Genomic DNA, 18,215 nt, shown 5'->3' on the forward strand with positions numbered 1-18,215 from the left:
GGGAAAGTTGGAGGCGCGTTCCGGAGTCGAACCGGACTGGACGGATTTGCAATCCGCTACATAACCGCTTTGTTAACGCGCCTTTATTCTGTTTGCCTTTTCAGGCCAAAGCCGGTGATTCACCCACTTCGTTTTGTTCTTTTGGTTGGCGATGTTGAAATCGCTTATCCTAATCATCTGATTCTTAAGTAATTTATTTCGTTACCGCCGAATCGATGGACTGCATTATGGACTAAACCCCCCACCTTGGCAACCCCCCGAAATAGCAAAAAGTTCTCTAACGCTTTCAACTGCTTATTTTGTGGGCGCACTGTTCACAATGCCGACGGAAAGGCAAGCGGAATGTTGATTTTATATGCGTCGGCTCGGGAATTCACGGGCAAATCGGATCTTTTTTTCTCTACAGGAATCGCTTACCTCCCCCCTCTCCGGCTTTTCACCTGCTTATGATGATGAGATATCATGCAAAACATCATCATGGGGACATCGCGCAATCTCCAGCGCCGCAGCCCTGAACGGCCAAAGCAACTGCAGAGCTGGGGACTCACGCCAGGTTGTCCAACGCACGATGGGTCGGCATCAATCCCCCTGCAGAGCACCGGCACGATGTCCAATCAAATGTGCCTGTTTTCGCCGTTCAACGGGGGCATCCTACGGTATGAAAACGACTGGAGATATAGGGACATATGAAGTTGTTCTATCACTCTACCGTGCCAGCTCAATGCCCTGACAGCAGCGTTACTGATTGGGTGCAGCTTGGCTTATCATTCGATGACAAGCTTGCCCACTTAGAAGGACGGAGGGTCTGCTGAGTTAGTGCAAGTTACTTTTAGTGGAAAAGCTGTAGAACCAGTCGCAGAGCCCCTTAAATGCCCAAAGATTGATTCAGGCTAAGGATCGAAGCTCCATTGGACACGGCCTCCCCCGACGAACTGTCGCCTGACGGCTACTTATATGTATGCGCTGCTTTAGTAAAACAAGCGTGGTTCGGGAGAGGCTAGCAAGCTGGCCAGCGTGGTTAACGCAAACTTCAGTTCGGCGCGACTCGGTGACATCAAGGCAATTCGCACGCCATTAGAGGCGATAGTACGCTGTGCTAGGAACTGGCTGCCGCTAACGACCATTACCCCATGAGCACGGGCCAAGTTGGCAAACTCATCGCAAGTCCATGGTTCGGGCAATTCCAACCAAACGTGGAAGCTGTTGGGCTGGCTGCAAATTCGATAACTGCCAAGAACTTCCTTGACCAGTCTCTGCCGTGCAGCGGCCTCATCTTGCTGCGCTTTGACTAATCGCTCACCCATACCGCTGCAGATCACGTTGCTGGCCAACTGTGCCATCATCGGCGAAGGCATCCATACGCTGCTACGGACCATGGATGACAAGCGTGAGAGAGTCTCAGGAGGCGCGTACAGGTAGCCAATACGTAACGCGGGAAGAATGCTCTTTGAAAGGCTCGTCAAATAGATGGATCGCTCAGGTGCATAGGCCGAAATCGGTTTACTCGCTGGCTGGACCTCCAGAAAACCGTAAATATCATCGTCAATAATGAATACATCATGCTCGCGGGCAATCTGCGCGATTGCCTCGCGACGCTCCGGGGGCATGATTGAATTAGTTGGATTTTGGTGGGTGGTTACGCAAATTAGTAACGCTGGGCGGTGCTCAACGCAAGCGGCGCGGAAGGCCTCAGGGAGTAGCCCGAATTCATCTATCTGTACGCCCTGCAGTCGCCGATCGAGGCTATGAGCAAGAGAGATGATTCCAGGATAGCAATGCTCTTCGCACAAAATCACATCATTGGTTTTCGATAGGCTACTGATCGCCACTAGCAAGCCATGCTGCGCTCCGGAAGTGAGGACGATCTGCTGCCACGTTGCATCTGGCAGACTGCGTTGCACCCAACGAGCCCCCGCTTGCTTGTGTACTGCGTGCCCACCATCGCTGGTGTAGTCCATCACACGGCCCAAATCCGCTGAGTGCGCGAGTTCAATAATTGACTGCCGCAACCAACCGTCTATGTCGGCATCACTAGGCTTAATTATTGAAAGATCAATCTGTGCATTGTCTTCGGGGGAGCGCTCGCCTATCGCGCGTGGCGCAGCCTTGGTTTGGGCAGGCAGGACAAAGGTCCCGCGACCGACCTCACCAATCACTAGCCCACGTTTGGCCGCTTCGTCATAGGCACGGCCAATGGTCCCAGGAGTGACTTTCAAAGTTCCAGCGAGATCCTTGAGCGTTGGCAGCCGCTCGTCAGGCTGCAGGCGCCCGGAATTGATGTCCTGCTCCAGGGCATCGGCAATCATCAGGTAAACCGGTTTCTCATGATCGCTGTATTGAGGGACCCACATAGGTAAAGCACCAGATATCTTCATGAATGCCAAATCCTAGCATAAAAGTATATGCAAGCGTTATGGGTGTAATCGAGGAACCCGTTAAAGGTTATCGAGCTATTTTCAGAATATTTCCTTGATTTCATTACTTAGCCCACCCTAATTCTCACAAAAACCGCAGGTAGCCAGAGAATTAAAATAAATAGTTTAAAATCAAAAAATTAATACCAAAGCAGGTGTTAGTTAAATCATTGTGACAGAAATTAATTGAATTTCCGCAATCGATTCAATTACAGTAATTGAATCGATTCAATTAGGTTGAATTGACCGATTCATTAATGGCGTCTGCTTGAGACAAAGCAAAAAAAACGTGATTTAAATCACAAAAAACAACAACAGGGAGTGCTGTCCGCAAATCAAGCGAGTCGAGCACCGAAATATGGAAACTTAGTTGAAATGGAATGCACACAGCACAATCAGGACACCGAGTCTGTGACAACGTTGGAGATCCGCCTGCCATGGGTCACCTCCAGCGCATGGCAAACGGTGTTAAGCCAGACTCCGCTGGATTTTGAATCCACCAAGGATATTTATTTTCAGCTTAAGGAGCAGGCCCAGGACATAATTGGAGCCGAACTAACTCGCCAGATCCGTACATTCGTTGAAGACCCGACGATTACTGCAATGGTGATAAGGAATTGCCCACGAGATCGTGATACTCCGCCGACACCGTACTCTGGCGTGTTGAGTCCGGAGAGCACCCCCATTGCCTGCCTCGTGAACCTCTCGCTGCAAAGCCTGTTAGGTATTCACCCCGTCGTATACGAAGGTGAAAATGACGGTCGTTTATTTCGGCATGTGATTCCTTCACGAGCATCAGCTAGTCAGAAAAGTTCTCACGGTTCCCGTCTTCGCTTTTCCTACCACGTAGACAACCCAGATTTGCCGTTGTCGTCTGAGGCTGTCGGCGATATTTCGTGCTGCCCGGAATACTTGTCGTTCGTCGGCATACGCTGCGACCCACGAATCAACACCACACTAGTCAATCTTGATGAAGTCCTCAACAGCCTTCCGGATTCTATTGTGCATGAACTGAGTTTGCCGAATTTTGAAGTGCGACGCCCGGATTCTTTCGCCAGTAATCGTCGTTCGACGCCTAACCTGGCTGTGTTGGTCCGAGGGTTGGGCAACGAGTGGTTGTATCGTTTCGATAGTGAAAACACGTACGGCACAAATACCCCTGCCGCACACGCGCTTGATGTCCTGCGAACGATGCTTGAAACCCGTAAGTTCGATAAGCCGCATCTCTTGCTACCTGGGGACTTCATGATCTTCAAGAACCAGCGGGTACTCCACGCTCGGGATGCTTTCGAGCCGCAGAATGACGGTGCAGATCGTTGGCTAATTCGTTTGTTCGCGGTCAATAGCCTGAGCCGAGTGCGCTTGGCGCGTGCAGATCATCTTTACGAAGTCCTTTCCTGAATTTTTTCTTATAGAGGTATTACCATGGAACTACTAGGAGCCTATTGGGCTGAGCATTGGATATTTGCGATTATTTTGCTGGGTACTATTGCGTTTATAGCTGGCTTTGTCGACAGCATCGCAGGTGGTGGAGGCTTGTTCTTGGTGCCGGGCTTTTTGCTCGTTGGCCTGCCGCCGCAAGTCGCACTGGGCCAGGAAAAATTAGTCAGTACCTTGGGAACTCTTGCGGCGATAAGGAATTTTCTGGTCAATAGCAAGATGGTCTGGAAGGTGGCTCTTGTAGGCGTCCCATTTTCGCTATTGGGCGCGTATCTGGGGGCGAACCTGATTGTTTCAATTCCACAGGAAACTGTCGGTAAGATCATTCTTGCTTTGATCCCCTTTGGTATTCTGATTTTTCTTACACCAAAAGATCGGCCAGTACAGGAACATGTCTTGTCTCATGGAATGCTGTTTACTGTGGTGCCACTGACATGCTTGGTTATTGGCTTCTATGATGGTTTCTTCGGGCCAGGCACAGGAAGCATGTTTATTATTGCCTTTCACTACCTGCTCAAAATGGACCTGGTTTCCAGCTCCGCAAACTCCAAGACATTCAACTTTGCCTCAAACATCGGGGCGCTGGTGGCATTTGTTATTGCCGGCAAGGTGATTTATTTGCTTGCTTTGCCGTTGGTGGCCTGCAACATCCTTGGCAACCATCTGGGCAGTGCCTTGGCAATTCGTAAGGGCAATGACGTCGTGCGTAAAGCTCTGGTATTTTCGATGCTCTGCTTGTTCGCCAGTCTTGGCGTGAAGTATCTGGCCTGAGTTTCCAACGATATTTCTAACAAAGGTAGGAATAGTATGCGAACTGCATTAGTCACCGGGGCTTCAGCCGGCTTTGGTAAAGCAATCTGTCATCGGCTGATTGCCGAAGGCTATCGGGTCATAGGCGCTGCACGCCGCATGGAGAAGCTCTTGCTCCTGCGGCAGGAGCTTGGCGAACAGTTCATCCCGCTGCCGCTGGATGTCACTGATCCGCTGTCCCTCGACAAGGCGTTCGAGCAGGTGAGTGAGGCCCCGTTCTCCATTGATATACTGGTGAATAATGCGGGGCTGGCGTTGGGCATTGAGCGTGCACAGCAGAGCAATGTACAAAATTGGGAGCGCATGATCGCCACTAACATCACCGGTCTTGCCCTCGTCACTCATCGAGTTCTGCCAGGGATGGTTGAGGCTAACAGCGGACTGATCATCAACATTGGATCGATCGCCGGGACCTACCCATATCCGGGAGGTAATGTATATGGAGCCAGCAAGGCTTTCGTCAAACAATTCAGTTTGAATCTGCGCGCCGATTTGGCTGGTACCCATGTGAGAGTTACCAATATCGAGCCCGGCCTGTGTTCTGGGACTGAATTCTCGGTGGTACGACTCAATGGCAATATGGAAGCGGTCGAAGCTCTGTACAAAGATGTAAAAGCTATTGGTCCTGAGGACATCGCCAACACTGTATTCTGGATCATCCAGCAGCCGGAGCATCTGAATATCAACACGATAGAAATAATGCCGGTGGCCCAGAGCAGTGCGGCTCTCAATGTCGTACGCAACCTGTAGTGGGGTACTCGGATCAGTTGTGATCGGTATGGGATAGGAGTGGCACTCGAATCCCAGGTCGCGCTCTACTGCCAGGCTGACTACCTCATTGCCCAGCGTGAACAGCGCCATCACCATCAACAACAGACGCTTATCCGATGATTGTTTGCCGTCCCTGTTCATATCCAGCTGCAGTTGCTTGACGATCTCCGGAGGGATGATCCAGAAACCTTAATCCAAGTGGAACTGATCAGGCGTCGCCAAGCGAAGTTCGCCCGTGTGCACACCAGTCAACATCAACAACCGTAGCACCAGCTGAGTTTGCAACTGTCCCCTGTAGGCACGGAGCTTCTGCAACAATTCAGGCAGTCCGCCCATATGCAGGAAGGGGGTTGTGTCGAACGGGGGATTTGGGCGCGGCCACTACATCAAGGTCAGACGCCGGATTCTGCTCCAGGTCCGGAACCTTAACCAGGGCATAGTGGTACATCGGGTGACGGCCGTTGTGAAAGCCCCACGGCGTTCAATGCTCTCGAGGATGTCCAACAAGTCCGTACGCTTGATCTCATAGACAGATTGGGGGCCGAGGGTCGGGAGAATATCTCTGAGGAAGATTCGCTGGATCTGCTCCTGTGTGCTTTAACGGCCCGCCTTCAGACTCTTCTTGCGAAACTCGAACCATTGCTCGAACACCCTTCTGGAAGGTGTGATTCTCAGCGAGAAAGGCGTGTCTGCGGTCCTGGTTTCTTTGCTTGCAGGGGTTGATGCCGCGGGCAACCAATTCACAAGCGATGTCGCGACGAGTGCGGGCTTCTTTGAGGGGGATTCCAGGGCAGGTACCCAGATTTCTGCTTGCTGTTCCAGGAATACCGAAAGTGCCAACTTTTTTTGCCTTCGGGTGACACGGCCAACGCGAGGCCATCAGAGTCGCCGAGTGTGCATGCCTTGACAACGGCTTTTGCCTGCCGAATGGTGGTATCGGAAAGTGCCATGTCCAACTCCTCTGTGCCTGGTTCAGGAACAGATGGTCGGCATATCGCCCAGTGCCATACAGCAACAATGCGCACAAGCTCGCGTCCGTATTGATGGACTAAAAAATGGACTAAAAAGTGTTGGCTGGCGCTGGATTCCAGGGAAAACCTCTGGAATAAAAAAAGGGGCTTTCGCCCCTTTTTTCAATGATTTACAAACCTCAATGGAATTCCAAAGAACTCTGCAGATCAAAATTTGGAGCGGGAAACGAGGCTCGAACTCGCGACCTCAACCTTGGCAAGGTTGCGCTCTACCAACTGAGCTATTCCCGCATTACCAGAACTGACTGATTTCTTTGCTATCTTTCGGCAATTCATCGTTGTCGTCTGATGCGATGCATTCTACTTACCTGACGTGATGAGTCAATAAAATTGTTGGCGCATCACGATCGTTTGCCGATTTTTGCAGCGTATCGATCACGGTTCCAGCAGATCGTTGCGTGCCGCGTTCAAATATTGGAACATCGACCAGAAAGTCAGCACCGCCGCGATATACAGCAAACCAATCGCCACATACTCTACGGAGCGATCCGGCCGCCACAGCAAGCCCACCAGCGACATCATCTGCGCCATGGTTTTCACTTTGCCAATCCAGGACACCGCCACGCTGCTGCGTTTGCCAATTTCCGCCATCCACTCACGCAGCGACGAAATGATGATTTCACGGGCGATCATGGTGGCCGCCGGCAGCGTGATCCACCAGCTGTGGTAGTGCTCCGCCACCAGCACCAGCGCCACCGCCACCATCACTTTGTCAGCGACCGGATCCAAAAACGCCCCGAAGCGCGTTGTTTGTTTCCAGCGGCGTGCCAGAAAGCCGTCAAACCAGTCGGTGACGGCGGCAAACACAAAGATAACGGCACAAACCATCGGAGCCCAGTTGAACGGCAGATAAAACGCCAGCACAAAGAATGGGATCAGAACTACGCGAAACAGGGTAAGCCAAGTCGGTATATTCAATTGCATAATGCTACGGTAACTATCTGGCTAGAGTGGAAATTAAGAGTATGTTGCTACATTGCCCTCAGTGTTTCAATGCATTGTAGATCTTTTCTGCCAATGCTTGTGAAATACCCGGCACTTTTGCAATTTCCTCCACGCTGGCGTTCAACAAAGGTTGCAGTCCGCCCATATACTTCAACAGCACCTGGCGCCGTTTCGGCCCTACGCCTTCAATCAGCTCCAATGCGCTGGTATTTCTGACTTTCGCCCTTCTCTGCCGGTGACCGGTAATCGCATGATTGTGCGAATCGTCGCGGATGTGTTGGATCACATGCAGCGCCGGCGAATCCGGCGGCAGAGAAATTCCCTCGCCTTCCGGGACGAAGAACAACGTTTCTAACCCGGCCTTGCGGTCGGCGCCTTTGGCGATGCCGATCAGCAACGGCTTATTCTTGTCCCAGGTGACGTTCAGCGATTTGAATACCTCGATCGCCATGCCGAGTTGCCCTTTACCGCCGTCGATGAAGATGACATCCGGGATCTTTTTCTCTTCCAGCGCCTTGCCGTAACGGCGCTTCAGCACCTGCGTCATCGCCGCGTAGTCATCGCCAGGCGTGATGCCGCTGATATTATAGCGCCGATACTCCGCTCGCACGGGGCCGTTACCGTCGAACACCACGCACGAAGCCACGGTCTGCTCGCCCATGGTATGGCTGATATCAAAGCACTCCATACGGTTGATTTCCGTCAGGTTCAGCACCTTGGCCAATTCCGCCAGCCGCTGATGAATAGTCGACTGCTGCGACAGCTTGGTCGTCAACGCCGTTGCCGCATTGGTGCGCGCCAGCTTCAGATAACGGGCGCGATCGCCGCGCGGTTTGCTTTGAATTTGGATCTTGCGCCCCGCCAACTCGGAGAGCGATTCCGCAAGCAGATCTTTTTCCGGCAGGCTGAAATCCAGCAGGATCTCGCCGGGCAGCGTGCGCGCCTGGCTGCCTTGCAGATAGAACTGGCCAACAAAGGTCTGCACCACCTCGCTCATCTCCGTACCACCCGGCACTTTAGGGAAATAGCTGCGGCTGCCCAGCACCTTGCCCTGTCGGATGAACAGCACGTGCAGGCACGCCATACCGGCATCGAACGCCACGCCAATCACGTCCAGATCGTCGCTGTCGCCCGACACGAACTGCCGCTCCGTGACGCGGCGTACGGCCTGAATTTGATCGCGAATGCGCGCCGCCTCTTCGAAATTCAGCAGTTTGCTGGCTTCTTCCATGCGCGCAATCAGCTGGTGCAATACCTGTTGATCTTTGCCTGAAAGGAACAGCCGCACGTAGTCCACCTGCTGCCGATATTCTTCTTCACTCACCAGGCCGGCGACGCAAGGCCCCAGACAGCGGCCGATCTGATACTGCAGACACGGACGTGAACGGTTGCGATACACGCTGTTTTCGCACTGGCGGATCGGGAACAGCTTCTGCAGCAGCGCCAGCGTTTCGCGTACAGCGTAAGAGTTGGGAAAAGGCCCGAAATATTCGCCCTTGGCGTGTTTGGCGCCGCGATGCACCGCCAAACGGGGATGGGTATCCGCGCTGAGAAAAATCAGCGGATAAGATTTATCGTCTCGCAAAAGAACATTATATCGCGGTTGGTACAATTTAATGTAGTTATGTTCCAACAACAGCGCTTCCGTTTCGGTATGGGTAACCGTTACGTCTATTTGCGCGATATTTTTAACCAGCGTCTCGGTCTTACGGCTGCTGACCTGCTGCCGAAAGTAGCTGGCGAGACGCTTTTTCAGGTCTTTGGCTTTACCGACGTAGATCACCGTCCCCGTGGCGTCGTACATACGATAGACGCCGGGTTGGCTGGTGACGGTACTCAGGAAGGCTTTGGCATCAAAACGATCATTCACTGCTTAACAACGTCTCCGCATTGAACAATCCATGTCGGATGGCCAGGTGAGTCAATTCGACGTCGCCGCTGATATTCAGTTTGCTGAACATGCGGTAACGGTAGCTGTTCACCGTTTTTGGGCTGAGACTCAGTTGCTCCGAGATCTCATTCACTTTTTTGCCTTTGGTGATCATCAACATGATCTGTAACTCGCGTTCAGACAGGCAGCTGAACGGCGTTTCAGCCTGCGGCTCCAACTGACTCAAGGCCATCTGCTGAGCGATGTCAGACGCGATATAGCGCTGCCCCGCATGCACGGAACGCAAGGCGTTAATCACTTCTTGCGGCGCGGCGCCCTTGCTCAGGTAACCGGCGGCCCCCGCCTGCATCACCTTCGCGGGCAAAGGATTTTCAGTATGGATGGTCAACATGATGACTTTGACGTCGGGCGCATAACGCACAATCTTGCGCGTGGCTTCCAGCCCGCCAATGCCCGGCATATTCATGTCCATCAGCACGATATCGACAGCGTTGCCACGGCACCATTTTACGGCGTCTTCACCGCACTGGGCCTCACCGACAACTTTTATACCTTTGATATCTTCAAGAATGCGTCGTATCCCTGCGCGCACCAGTTCGTGGTCATCAACAAGAAGAACGCTAATCAAGGAAAAATCTCCAAAAAAAGGGAGTAACGCAATCGGCCTCTGTTTTCGCCAGAGATATTACTTGTTTTTCAGACAAGAATGAACACAGATTAATACATACTTTCGAATAACTTTGCGGAGCAGAGCTGATTTTTCAATTTTAGCCGTCTATGCCGCCGATAAATCGTCACGTCGGAAAACATCAGGCGACGAAAATAATTCCGCGGCGCTGTACCCGACACAGGATAGCGCGACAATCATGCTGCGAGTGAGAAATCTGTGTAAGCAATCACGACATGAATAATATTAACACGGCTATTGGCTATTTGTAATCATTTGATATTTAAAGGCGTAGCCAAATCCGCTGCCAACGCGGGTCTGGCAACCCACGGTCGAAACTATTATTCCCGGCAAACGCCGCTAAAATCGGTGTACTACGCTCCAAATAATTATAATAACCCCATCGTTCAACAATAACGTGCCGGACAAATACTTGTTAACCACCTCGAAATAACTTGCCGATAGAGGATGATTCGGACAAGCAATGAGCGAACGTTGCCCACCCGCGTGACCGGAGCAAGCCCGGTGCAGATGATGGACGCATGCTATGCTATACTCCGCGCCCAGTTAAATTCGCCACCGCGCGCGACAACTGTTTAGCCCACGCGCGGTGCGCCAAAGCAGCTTGTATCAGGCTACGGCCTCAAAAAATCAGGAGAGAAAATGAGCAACGTTGATTTCACTACGTCTGCAAACCCGGAAATCTTGGCGACCGAGGTTGCCTGCCTCAAAGCTACGCTGACGCTGATCCTGAAGTCGATCGGCCAGGCCGACGCCGGGAAAGTCATCATCAACATGGAACGTTTCATTGCCCAGATTGAAGATCCGACTCAGGCGGAAATCTTCAAGAACAGCATTCAGCAAATCAAGCACGCTTACCGCCAGTAAACGTTGCCTCTCAGACCCGCGTTTCATGCGGGTCTGTTTTTCCCCGCGCTACGCAACACGCCATTGATCTTGCACAGACTTTCGGGCAGTGTGTTGACTTTCCCCCACACCCGAGACCGTTATGGGCATCCTTGTCAAAGCGCTGATCGGCGCGCTGGTCGTGGTTCTGATTGGCCTGTTGGCCAAAACGCGCAACTATTATATCGCCGGTTTAGTCCCGCTCTTCCCCACTTTTGCTTTGATTGCGCATTATGTTGTCGGCAGCGAACGTTCAATAGCGGCGCTAAAAACGACGCTGATTTTCGGCATGTGGGCGGTGTTGCCCTACCTGGTGTATTTGATTTCGCTGTATTTCCTGATTAACAGTCTGCGGCTGTCGTTAGCGCTGGGCGCGGCGGTACTGTGCTGGATTGCAGCGGCGTGGCTACTCATTACGCTGTGGGGATGGTGGCAAGGGCGTTAACGCCCTTGCCGGAAATGTTACGGCCGCCCTGCCTGCAAAACGAAGCCTCTCTGCCGATCGCCCGCGATACGCAGATAGCGGCTTTCACCGGCGCGCAGCGTCATCGGTACACTGCCGCCGGTCTCACGCCAAATACACAGATTATTCTCGATCATATCTTGCCCGATACTGACCGTAATATTGCCTGGCGGCACGCGAAATTCTGCTTTCTCTTTCGACCCCAGCGAAGCGGCGAACTCCCCATTCACATAGACGCCGGTGCGACAGCTCCCCGCTAGCATTCCGCTGTCGCGCACCACCACTACCGTAGCGTAAGGCGTATCCGGGATATTCTGATAGAGCATCAGACGGCTTGGGGGCGGCAATTCAGCCTGTTGCGGCGGTACGACTTGAGTCGCACATCCCGTCAACAGTGCAGAGGCAAATAACAACGCGGCGTAATGCTTCATCCTTGGCTCCTGAAGAAAATAATGCTTATCGTAACAAGAGAATAGCTGTCTCCAGTAGCATTCATACTGCAGAGACGAAAAAATCGGATAACTTCCCACTCACCCACAAACCGGCAGGAATAAGAAGATTCTGCATTAAAGCTATTGAAATAAAGGCGATTCTTGCAGATTTAAAACTTGACCATGCCACGTTGGATATCTGCCGCAAAAGCACCACTGACGTAACTGAAACCATCCTGCGTGACGTAAACTCGGGTATGACCGGTCTCTGATAACACCGCCACCATATATCCCAGGCTGATCATTTCATGTGATGGAACGTTCATTGGGGTTAGAAATCCGCGTCCGCGGCACCACTGATAAAAGCGAGTTCGCCCATATCCCAACACGGCCCCCACATCGGAGAGGTGCTTGAAAGTATCATAATCCTCTGATGGTGAAGGTAAACCGTCATGACTTTCAGGCGTTTTCTTTATCCCAGACAAAATAAACTCCTTTTTTGACGCTGTCGCGTACGATTACCCTTCCTCTAAAATTAATTTAAAAAATCCAAATTTAAAATGCAAATGAATTCCCTGTAACTAAAAGCCTTCCCCAGAAAAAACCCGGAAATAAAACCCCAATAAAAAAACAGAAATAAAAAAATAGAGTATTAATACCGAGTATTAAATCCTTGGCATGGGTAAATATCCTAAATAAAAATAATAGTCAGGCAAGATAAGAATATACTTAGCATGCGTATTATTTCACTCATCAAAACGATGCAATTGCGCTCGGATCATTACGGCATAAAAAGAATGAATAAAACCAGCACCACATCGACCCACCTTCGTCGTGTGGTCGCAGATCCCTACAGACTTCCCCAATGTGCCACATCCTCTCTCAACGCGGCACTTCCTCAATCATACCTAAACAATAACCATTATCATTTCCAATTATTCCGCCAGTTTATTACACTTTCCTACCTCGCCAGTTAGGAACATTCCTAGTCGGGGAGCCTCAGGACAGAGAAAGAGTTAGGGACACCATGAAGAATTACCGTTGTTTGATTGTTTTGCCGCTTTTGATGATGACCGCCTGCACCCAATGGGAAAGGCCCGGCGCGGTCGAGAGTACCCGGGATGCCGAATATGCCGAATGCCGCAGCCGCGGCTACGATCGTTTTCCGCCGGACGTGGTGCGGGACGTGGAGTTCAGCTACGAAAACAAATACATCCCTTGCGAGAAAAATAAGAAAGATTGCCCATCGGGATACCGCTATGACAAAGAGCCGTCGATTAAGACGGTGCAGACCGACCGCAATCAGTCCGCCCGAAACGCCACCATCGAAGCCTGTATGTACAGCAAAGGTTGGCGAGAGAAAACCTACTATTGGCCGCAATGGTGATGTGGCGGCGTTTGCCTAGGGTGACATGCCGCTAATCCATTCAGCCGTCGTCATCACTTCGGTTCAGCCCCAGCGCAACCAGTGTTTCCGCCCTGACCGGCGTTAAAGGCACACGCGGCGGTGGCAAAGGCCAGCCCAAAAGCTGCCTCGCCGCCGCCGCGCAGACTTTACCCTGGCATGCCCCCATGCCACAGCGGCTACTTAGCTTAGCCGTGTTCCAATCCGGCTGATGGCGGACCTGTTCCAGCGCGACGTCTTCGCAGCGGCACAGCAGCGTCTGCGGTTTGGCCAGAGAATTCATGCGTTCATCGAGCGTAAAAGCGGCCGCTGTCGCCGTGGCGAAACGCCGCCACCGCTGCCGCTGCGCCATCATAAAATCGGCTTTTTCCTTCTGACCGGTGGCGGCATAACCGGCGATGGCGCCTTCGGTGAGCGCCAATTCACTGCCGCCGATGCCGGTACATTCCCCGGCGGCATAAATTTGCGCCTGGCTGGTTTGCTGACAATGATCCACCGCTACGGCACCGTGTTCTATCCGACACCCCAGCAGCATGGCCAACTCAATGTTCGCCACCAATCCAAAACCGCAGGCTAACCTGTCGCAGGCGATCGTTCTTTGCCGCCCACCGTTATTGACGTGCACCGAGGTTAAACGGTCTTGCCCCAACGCCGCCAGCACCCGGCTACCGGCACGATAACGATGCGGCATCAGAGAAAACGCCTGATGCAGCTTGGCTGGCCAGCGCCACAAGCCGCCCGCAAACGCCGCCAACCGCCAAAGCGGTGCCTGCTCAGCCACCAGCACCACCTCGCCGCCGGCCTGTTTTACGCTGTTCGCCACCGCCAACAGCAGTGGACCACTGCCTGCTATCACTACTCGCTCACCGCGGATTGTCAGCCCTTGCTTGATTTGCGCCTGTAGACCACCGGCGCCGGTCACCCCCGGCAGCGTCCAGCCGGGAAACGGCAACAGGAGTTCACGAGCGCCATTGCATAAAATCAACTTTTGATAGCGAATCACGCCGCAGCCTTCGGCATCTTCATATGCCAATCGGTTAGCGCCACACTGCGCCACCAGCTTGCAGCCGGACTGCAGCGCAATATTTTCCTTCGTCACCACCGCCTGCCGATAGCGGTTCGCCATTTCAGGCAATGCCACCTGCGGTCCATCGCGCCAGATTTGTCCGCCTGGATGTGGATTATCATCAATCATTCGTACCTGACCACCACTTTCCGCAGCGGCCAGCGCCGCCGCCATGCCGGCCGGCCCAGCGCCGACGATCAGCACCTCACAGTCGAAGTTACTCATCGTCGCTCCTCTCGATGCGCATGCCGGCTTGGCACAGCGTCTGGCACGCCAGGCGACGCAGACCGTTAATGGTCACCCGGCACTCCTGACAAATGCCCATGCCGCAAAAGGGGGCCCGTGGTTGGTGTGAAATCGACAACCGGCAACGATCGTCACCGCACAGGCTGAGTGCCGCAGCAACGCTGAGGCCAACCGGCACCCGCCGGTGCTCTCCATCGATACTCAACGAGAGCGTATTTTGTCTTTCATTCATACAGGCAGCTCCTCGACGGCAAACGCGCGCGCCGCCAAATAGGGGGAATCATCAATCTCCGGCGTTTGCCGGCCGATCTGCGCAGTAATCAGCGCGGCACTACCAAGGGCGGTTGTGACACCCAATCCCTCGTGCCCCAGCGCCAACCACAGCCAGGAATGCCGCGGATGTGCGCCCAACAACGGCAGCCCGTCGGCAGAGGCGGCGCGCAGCCCGGTCCAGCAGCGAATGATGTTCATCTGCGCCAGTGCGGGCAAGAAATGCTGCGCACGCTTGAGCATCGCCGCCAAGACTGGCATGTCCAACGCCGAATCGACGGCGTCGAACTGGCGGGAAGAGCCGATCAGCCATTGTCCGGTGGGCCGTGCCTGCACATTGAATGCCACCGACGTACCGTCGCTGGCATGCGCGCTGGCGCCATATCCCAACTCCACCAGTTGATGCCGCACCCGCGGCGGGTAGCGATCGGTGATCGCCAGATGGCCCTTCTTGGCGTGCAGCAAAGCCTGCGGCAATAGGCTATTGGCCCTGAGGCCACAGGCCAGGACTACCAGTGGCGCAGCCAGGCGCCTGCCATCCGCCAGCCTCACTGCCCCTTCCTCCAATGCTGTCGCTTCGCCATGTACCACGTCGATCGCCGCACTACCGTCGTCCAACAGCCAGCGAGCCACGAGCGGCGCATACACAATGCCGTCGGCCGGCACCCGCAGCCCACCGGCCAGGCCGTGCCGCAGCATCGGCTCCACGGCAGCGATCTGCTCCGCCGTCAGCAGTTCCGCAGTCACACCCTGCTCCGCCAGCCGCGCCCGCTTTTGTTCGGCAATGCCCATTTCATCCGTTTTATCCGCCAGCCATAGCGTTCCGCAGCCGCGCCAGGCACACGCTTGCGGCATCCGCCCCGTCACTTCACGCCATAACCGCAGCGAATAAGCGCTCAACGCCAGCTCAGCCGGATTATCGTCCATGCATACCAGATGCCCCATGCCGGCGGCGGTCGCACCGGCGCGACGATCGTCCACTACCGAGACACGATACCCTTCCCGCGCCAACCGCCAGGCACAGGCAGCGCCGATGATGCCGGCGCCGATCACGATGACATCGGCTTTCTGTCCGGTGCCCATCAGCGTATTCCCCAGACAAAGGGATCGCGTTCGTCGAGCAGCAGTTGGCTATCGGCACACACATAGGCCTGCCCGCGAATAAAAGGAGTAATACGTTCGCCATTCCAGCGGTAATAGGCCTGGAATTCGCTACCGATCACGCTGACCTGCCGCCACTGCGTTTCCGGTGGCAGTTTGCCGTCCGCCGCCAGACACGCCAGTTTGGCGCTGGTACCGGTACCGCACGGAGAACGATCATAGGCTTTGCCGGGGCACAACACGAAGCTTCGGCTGTCGGCCTGCGGATCGTCACCGAACAGTTCGATATGGTCTATCACTCCGCCGTCTTCACCGCAGATGCCCGCCTGTTCCAATGTCTGCCGCACCGCCCAGGTGAACGCGGTCAATGCCTCCAGATTTTGTCTATCGATAGGTAACGGCGACTCGCCGATCAGGAAGAACCAGTTACCGCCCCAGGCGATATCCCCCGTCACCGGCCCGTATCCCCCAACCTCAAGCCGCACCTGGCGACGGTAACGATAAGCCGCCACGTTCTCCACCGTGACGCCGCCGTCGTCATGCAGCGTGGCGTTTACCGTGCCGACCGGGGTCTCGATGAGATGGCACCCGGCGTGGATGCGCCCCAGGTGCGCCAGCGAAGCGATCAGCCCGATAGTGCCGTGCCCGCACATACCCAGATAGCCGTTGTTGTTAAAGAAGATCACCCCAGCGGTGGCCTGCGGCGAGCAGGGGCGACACAGCAGCGCCCCCACCAGCACGTCATTGCCGCGCGGTTCGAGCATCACCGCGCAGCGCCAATCGTCATAATGTTGCGCGAAACGCGCCCGCCGTTCCGCCATGCTGCCCTCGCCGAGATCGGGAAACCCTTCCACGATCAGACGTGTCGGCTCTCCGCCGGTATGAGAATCGATCGCCCGCAAAGCGGTGATATGCGCAGAAAGTGCCATCGGCGTCTCCTGAGTTAATGAGATGTTACCAATGGCATTAGCCTGAACGAATGTGGGCATGGCGGCTTGATGCGTTTCGGCGCGGCGAATGAAGAAATCAGCACAGTGATAAAAGTCAGGTCTGACGCGGCGCGGGTATACGCTTAACGAATGCCATAATAATGACTTATTTATCATATTGTTATTTCCATGCTAAACCTTTGTGTAGCGAGAAACACCGCAGTTTTCAAGCAACTGCCAAACACCGCCCGGCAAAAGTATGCGGCAATCCGCATATTTAGCAGCCGGCCGGAAATAGCGCTTGCTTCGTTACAGAAAAGTTAATATTGATGCGAAAGTGCCAACCTGGCCCGCCTGTTTTTCCGGCTAACGACCGAAAAGGGACTGTTATGCGATCCACTTCAGACTATCAGCCTCCGGTTTCTCTCTCGTCGCCTTCGCTTGTTGGGTTGCCGGAGCAGGAGGACGTTTTTGCCGTCGAACATCTGTCGCGTCTGTGCGACGGACTGGCGCAACAGCGCCCGAACAACCTGCGCGATCTGCTGAATACACTGGCGCTGATCGCGCCGTTGCTGAACGCGATCCCGAACGTGGTGTTCTTTATCAAAGACGCCCAGGCTCGCTACCTGCTGGCCAACCTCACGCTGGCCAAGCGCTGCGGTTTCAAAACCGTCACGCCGCTGCTGGGCAAGACCTCCGCCGACGTTTTTCCCGCTCAGCTCGGATCCGGCTACACCGAGCAGGATCTGCGGGTATTGCGCCACGGCGTGCTGATCCAGGATCAACTGGAGATGCACCTGTACAATGGCCGAGAAACCGGCTGGTGCCTGACGCAAAAGCTGGCGCTGTATGACGCGCAGGGAAGAATCATCGGTATGGCGGGTATTTCTCACGACCTGCAGGAGGCCAGGGCCAATCACCCGGCCTACCAACGGCTGGCGGCGATCGACGTGCATATCCGCCGCCACTACGCGCGACCGATCGCGCTTGAAGAGCTGACGGCGCTGACCGGGTTGTCGGTGGCGCAGATCGAACGCTACTGCAAACGTATCTTCCACCTCACCCCGCGCCAGATGATCCATAAAGTGCGGCTGGAAAAGGCCACGGAACTGCTGGCCGGCGATCTGCCAATCACCGACATCGCGCTACAGTGCGGCTATACCGATCACAGCGCCTTCAGCCGTCAGTTCAAAGCGATGACCGGCTCCACGCCGCGCGATTTCCGCCTGACGCTTTCCGCTTAACGCGCTGATTTACCTGGTTACCTCCCTCTCTTCACGGCGCACCGGCGCCTGGTTTTTTTCATGCCCGCTTTCCGCCGCCATTGTGCCAATTTCGTCGCGGCAATCGGCGAAAAGCGTCAAGCCTCCCTGCGCAATACCGGTCAATCTGTCGGTGAGCCTTACTAAAGATTCACTTTTCATTAACA

General features: G+C 54.2%; 20 protein-coding genes and 2 tRNA genes. 7 read left to right on the forward strand and 15 right to left on the reverse strand.

Annotated elements, in window-relative coordinates; genetic code table 11:
• Positions 1-8 precede the first annotated feature (8 nt).
• A tRNA-Cys gene (locus RE418_RS21700) sits at positions 9-82 on the reverse strand.
• Positions 83-968: 886 nt separating this feature from the next.
• Positions 969-2,375, reverse strand: a complete 1,407-nt coding sequence (locus tag RE418_RS21705; protein WP_225735594.1) for a PLP-dependent aminotransferase family protein — start codon at positions 2,373-2,375, stop codon at positions 969-971.
• Between the two features lie 450 nt (positions 2,376-2,825).
• Between RE418_RS21705 and RE418_RS21710 the strand changes: the two genes are divergently transcribed.
• The 3 genes from RE418_RS21710 to RE418_RS21720 are packed head-to-tail and all read left to right on the forward strand — an operon-like array spanning position 2,826 to position 5,414.
• Positions 2,826-3,815, forward strand: a complete 990-nt coding sequence (locus tag RE418_RS21710) for a TauD/TfdA family dioxygenase (protein ID WP_199559659.1) — start codon at positions 2,826-2,828, stop codon at positions 3,813-3,815.
• A 24-nt stretch (positions 3,816-3,839) separates the two neighbouring features.
• Positions 3,840-4,625 (forward strand): TSUP family transporter, encoded by a 786-nt coding sequence (locus tag RE418_RS21715; protein ID WP_025302363.1) that lies wholly within the window; start codon positions 3,840-3,842, stop codon positions 4,623-4,625.
• Between the two features lie 36 nt (positions 4,626-4,661).
• On the forward strand, positions 4,662-5,414 hold the full coding sequence (locus RE418_RS21720; protein ID WP_072008267.1) for an SDR family NAD(P)-dependent oxidoreductase: 753 nt from the start codon (positions 4,662-4,664) through the stop codon (positions 5,412-5,414).
• A 402-nt stretch (positions 5,415-5,816) separates the two neighbouring features.
• Here RE418_RS21720 and RE418_RS21725 read toward each other — a convergent pair whose 3' ends face one another.
• From RE418_RS21725 to uvrY, 6 genes are all read right to left on the reverse strand, one after another.
• Positions 5,817-6,017, reverse strand: a complete 201-nt coding sequence (locus RE418_RS21725; protein WP_399676309.1) for a phage integrase central domain-containing protein — start codon at positions 6,015-6,017, stop codon at positions 5,817-5,819.
• Positions 6,018-6,175: 158 nt separating this feature from the next.
• A complete protein-coding gene (locus RE418_RS21730; RefSeq protein ID WP_399675553.1) occupies positions 6,176-6,385 on the reverse strand; it encodes an Arm DNA-binding domain-containing protein in 210 nt (69 codons plus the stop codon).
• A 236-nt stretch (positions 6,386-6,621) separates the two neighbouring features.
• Positions 6,622-6,697 (reverse strand) — tRNA-Gly (locus tag RE418_RS21735).
• Between the two features lie 144 nt (positions 6,698-6,841).
• A complete protein-coding gene (gene pgsA, locus RE418_RS21740) occupies positions 6,842-7,390 on the reverse strand; it encodes a CDP-diacylglycerol--glycerol-3-phosphate 3-phosphatidyltransferase (RefSeq protein ID WP_004927937.1) in 549 nt (182 codons plus the stop codon).
• A gap of 58 nt (positions 7,391-7,448) precedes the next feature.
• Positions 7,449-9,281 (reverse strand): excinuclease ABC subunit UvrC, encoded by a 1,833-nt coding sequence (uvrC, locus tag RE418_RS21745; RefSeq protein ID WP_025302361.1) that lies wholly within the window; start codon positions 9,279-9,281, stop codon positions 7,449-7,451.
• Positions 9,274-9,930 (reverse strand): UvrY/SirA/GacA family response regulator transcription factor, encoded by a 657-nt coding sequence (gene uvrY / locus RE418_RS21750; RefSeq protein WP_004927947.1) that lies wholly within the window; start codon positions 9,928-9,930, stop codon positions 9,274-9,276. Before uvrY ends, uvrC begins: the two co-directional genes overlap by 8 nt.
• A 702-nt stretch (positions 9,931-10,632) precedes the next feature.
• On the opposite strand from uvrY, the gene RE418_RS21755 reads away from it, so the two are divergent.
• Positions 10,633-10,857 (forward strand): DUF2594 family protein, encoded by a 225-nt coding sequence (locus RE418_RS21755; protein ID WP_004927950.1) that lies wholly within the window; start codon positions 10,633-10,635, stop codon positions 10,855-10,857.
• 121 nt (positions 10,858-10,978) lie between these two features.
• On the forward strand, positions 10,979-11,320 hold the full coding sequence (locus RE418_RS21760; protein ID WP_025302360.1) for a GlpM family protein: 342 nt from the start codon (positions 10,979-10,981) through the stop codon (positions 11,318-11,320).
• A 17-nt stretch (positions 11,321-11,337) separates the two neighbouring features.
• Here RE418_RS21760 and RE418_RS21765 read toward each other — a convergent pair whose 3' ends face one another.
• Both RE418_RS21765 and RE418_RS21770 read right to left on the reverse strand, forming a co-directional pair.
• Positions 11,338-11,769 (reverse strand): hypothetical protein, encoded by a 432-nt coding sequence (locus RE418_RS21765; RefSeq protein WP_025302359.1) that lies wholly within the window; start codon positions 11,767-11,769, stop codon positions 11,338-11,340.
• Between the two features lie 170 nt (positions 11,770-11,939).
• Positions 11,940-12,254 carry a hypothetical protein gene (locus RE418_RS21770; protein WP_127146676.1) on the reverse strand — a complete coding sequence of 105 codons (315 nt, stop codon included), beginning with the start codon at positions 12,252-12,254 and terminating at the stop codon, positions 11,940-11,942.
• A gap of 542 nt (positions 12,255-12,796) precedes the next feature.
• On the opposite strand from RE418_RS21770, the gene RE418_RS21775 reads away from it, so the two are divergent.
• On the forward strand, positions 12,797-13,156 hold the full coding sequence (locus RE418_RS21775) for a hypothetical protein (protein WP_025302358.1): 360 nt from the start codon (positions 12,797-12,799) through the stop codon (positions 13,154-13,156).
• 40 nt (positions 13,157-13,196) lie between these two features.
• Here the strand turns inward: RE418_RS21775 and RE418_RS21780 are convergent, their stop codons facing one another.
• From RE418_RS21780 to RE418_RS21795, 4 genes are read right to left on the reverse strand one after another with little or no spacing between them, the layout of a single operon-like run.
• Complete coding sequence (locus RE418_RS21780) at positions 13,197-14,465, reverse strand: FAD/NAD(P)-binding oxidoreductase (protein ID WP_025302357.1); 1,269 nt, start codon at positions 14,463-14,465, stop codon at positions 13,197-13,199.
• Positions 14,458-14,718, reverse strand: coding sequence for a (2Fe-2S)-binding protein (locus RE418_RS21785; protein ID WP_025302356.1), 261 nt, complete (start codon positions 14,716-14,718; stop codon positions 14,458-14,460). Before RE418_RS21785 ends, RE418_RS21780 begins: the two co-directional genes overlap by 8 nt.
• Positions 14,715-15,839 carry an FAD-binding oxidoreductase gene (locus tag RE418_RS21790; protein ID WP_025302355.1) on the reverse strand — a complete coding sequence of 375 codons (1,125 nt, stop codon included), beginning with the start codon at positions 15,837-15,839 and terminating at the stop codon, positions 14,715-14,717. The genes RE418_RS21785 and RE418_RS21790 overlap by 4 nt, the downstream gene beginning before the upstream one ends.
• Positions 15,839-16,786 (reverse strand): 4-hydroxyproline epimerase, encoded by a 948-nt coding sequence (locus RE418_RS21795; RefSeq protein ID WP_089180759.1) that lies wholly within the window; start codon positions 16,784-16,786, stop codon positions 15,839-15,841. Before RE418_RS21795 ends, RE418_RS21790 begins: the two co-directional genes overlap by 1 nt.
• 389 nt (positions 16,787-17,175) lie before the next feature.
• On the opposite strand from RE418_RS21795, the gene RE418_RS21800 reads away from it, so the two are divergent.
• Positions 17,176-18,030, forward strand: coding sequence for an AraC family transcriptional regulator (locus tag RE418_RS21800; protein ID WP_089180758.1), 855 nt, complete (start codon positions 17,176-17,178; stop codon positions 18,028-18,030).
• Positions 18,031-18,039: 9 nt separating this feature from the next.
• On the opposite strand, the gene RE418_RS21805 is transcribed toward RE418_RS21800, so the two are convergent.
• On the reverse strand, positions 18,040-18,210 hold the full coding sequence (locus tag RE418_RS21805) for a hypothetical protein (protein WP_153266251.1): 171 nt from the start codon (positions 18,208-18,210) through the stop codon (positions 18,040-18,042).
• Positions 18,211-18,215: the final 5 nt, after the last annotated feature.

The organism is Serratia sp. szju (genome assembly GCF_044594185.1).
Lineage (GTDB): Bacteria > Pseudomonadota > Gammaproteobacteria > Enterobacterales > Enterobacteriaceae > Serratia > Serratia bockelmannii.

Bases quoted from the DNA above. Each gene is read 5' to 3' on its own strand.
- RE418_RS21705 (WP_225735594.1), bottom strand. From the start codon at position 2,375: ATGAAGATATCTGGTGCTTTACCTATGTGGGTCCCTCAATACAGCGAT.
- RE418_RS21715 (WP_025302363.1), top strand. From the start codon at position 3,840: ATGGAACTACTAGGAGCCTATTGGGCTGAGCATTGGATATTTGCGATT.
- RE418_RS21720 (WP_072008267.1), top strand. From the start codon at position 4,662: ATGCGAACTGCATTAGTCACCGGGGCTTCAGCCGGCTTTGGTAAAGCA.
- RE418_RS21730 (WP_399675553.1), bottom strand. From the start codon at position 6,385: ATGGCACTTTCCGATACCACCATTCGGCAGGCAAAAGCCGTTGTCAAG.
- pgsA (WP_004927937.1), bottom strand. From the start codon at position 7,390: ATGCAATTGAATATACCGACTTGGCTTACCCTGTTTCGCGTAGTTCTG.
- RE418_RS21755 (WP_004927950.1), top strand. From the start codon at position 10,633: ATGAGCAACGTTGATTTCACTACGTCTGCAAACCCGGAAATCTTGGCG.
- RE418_RS21760 (WP_025302360.1), top strand. From the start codon at position 10,979: ATGGGCATCCTTGTCAAAGCGCTGATCGGCGCGCTGGTCGTGGTTCTG.
- RE418_RS21765 (WP_025302359.1), bottom strand. From the start codon at position 11,769: ATGAAGCATTACGCCGCGTTGTTATTTGCCTCTGCACTGTTGACGGGA.
- RE418_RS21775 (WP_025302358.1), top strand. From the start codon at position 12,797: ATGAAGAATTACCGTTGTTTGATTGTTTTGCCGCTTTTGATGATGACC.
- RE418_RS21780 (WP_025302357.1), bottom strand. From the start codon at position 14,465: ATGAGTAACTTCGACTGTGAGGTGCTGATCGTCGGCGCTGGGCCGGCC.
- RE418_RS21785 (WP_025302356.1), bottom strand. From the start codon at position 14,718: ATGAATGAAAGACAAAATACGCTCTCGTTGAGTATCGATGGAGAGCAC.
- RE418_RS21790 (WP_025302355.1), bottom strand. From the start codon at position 15,839: ATGGGCACCGGACAGAAAGCCGATGTCATCGTGATCGGCGCCGGCATC.
- RE418_RS21795 (WP_089180759.1), bottom strand. From the start codon at position 16,786: ATGGCACTTTCTGCGCATATCACCGCTTTGCGGGCGATCGATTCTCAT.
- RE418_RS21800 (WP_089180758.1), top strand. From the start codon at position 17,176: ATGCGATCCACTTCAGACTATCAGCCTCCGGTTTCTCTCTCGTCGCCT.
- RE418_RS21805 (WP_153266251.1), bottom strand. From the start codon at position 18,210: ATGAAAAGTGAATCTTTAGTAAGGCTCACCGACAGATTGACCGGTATT.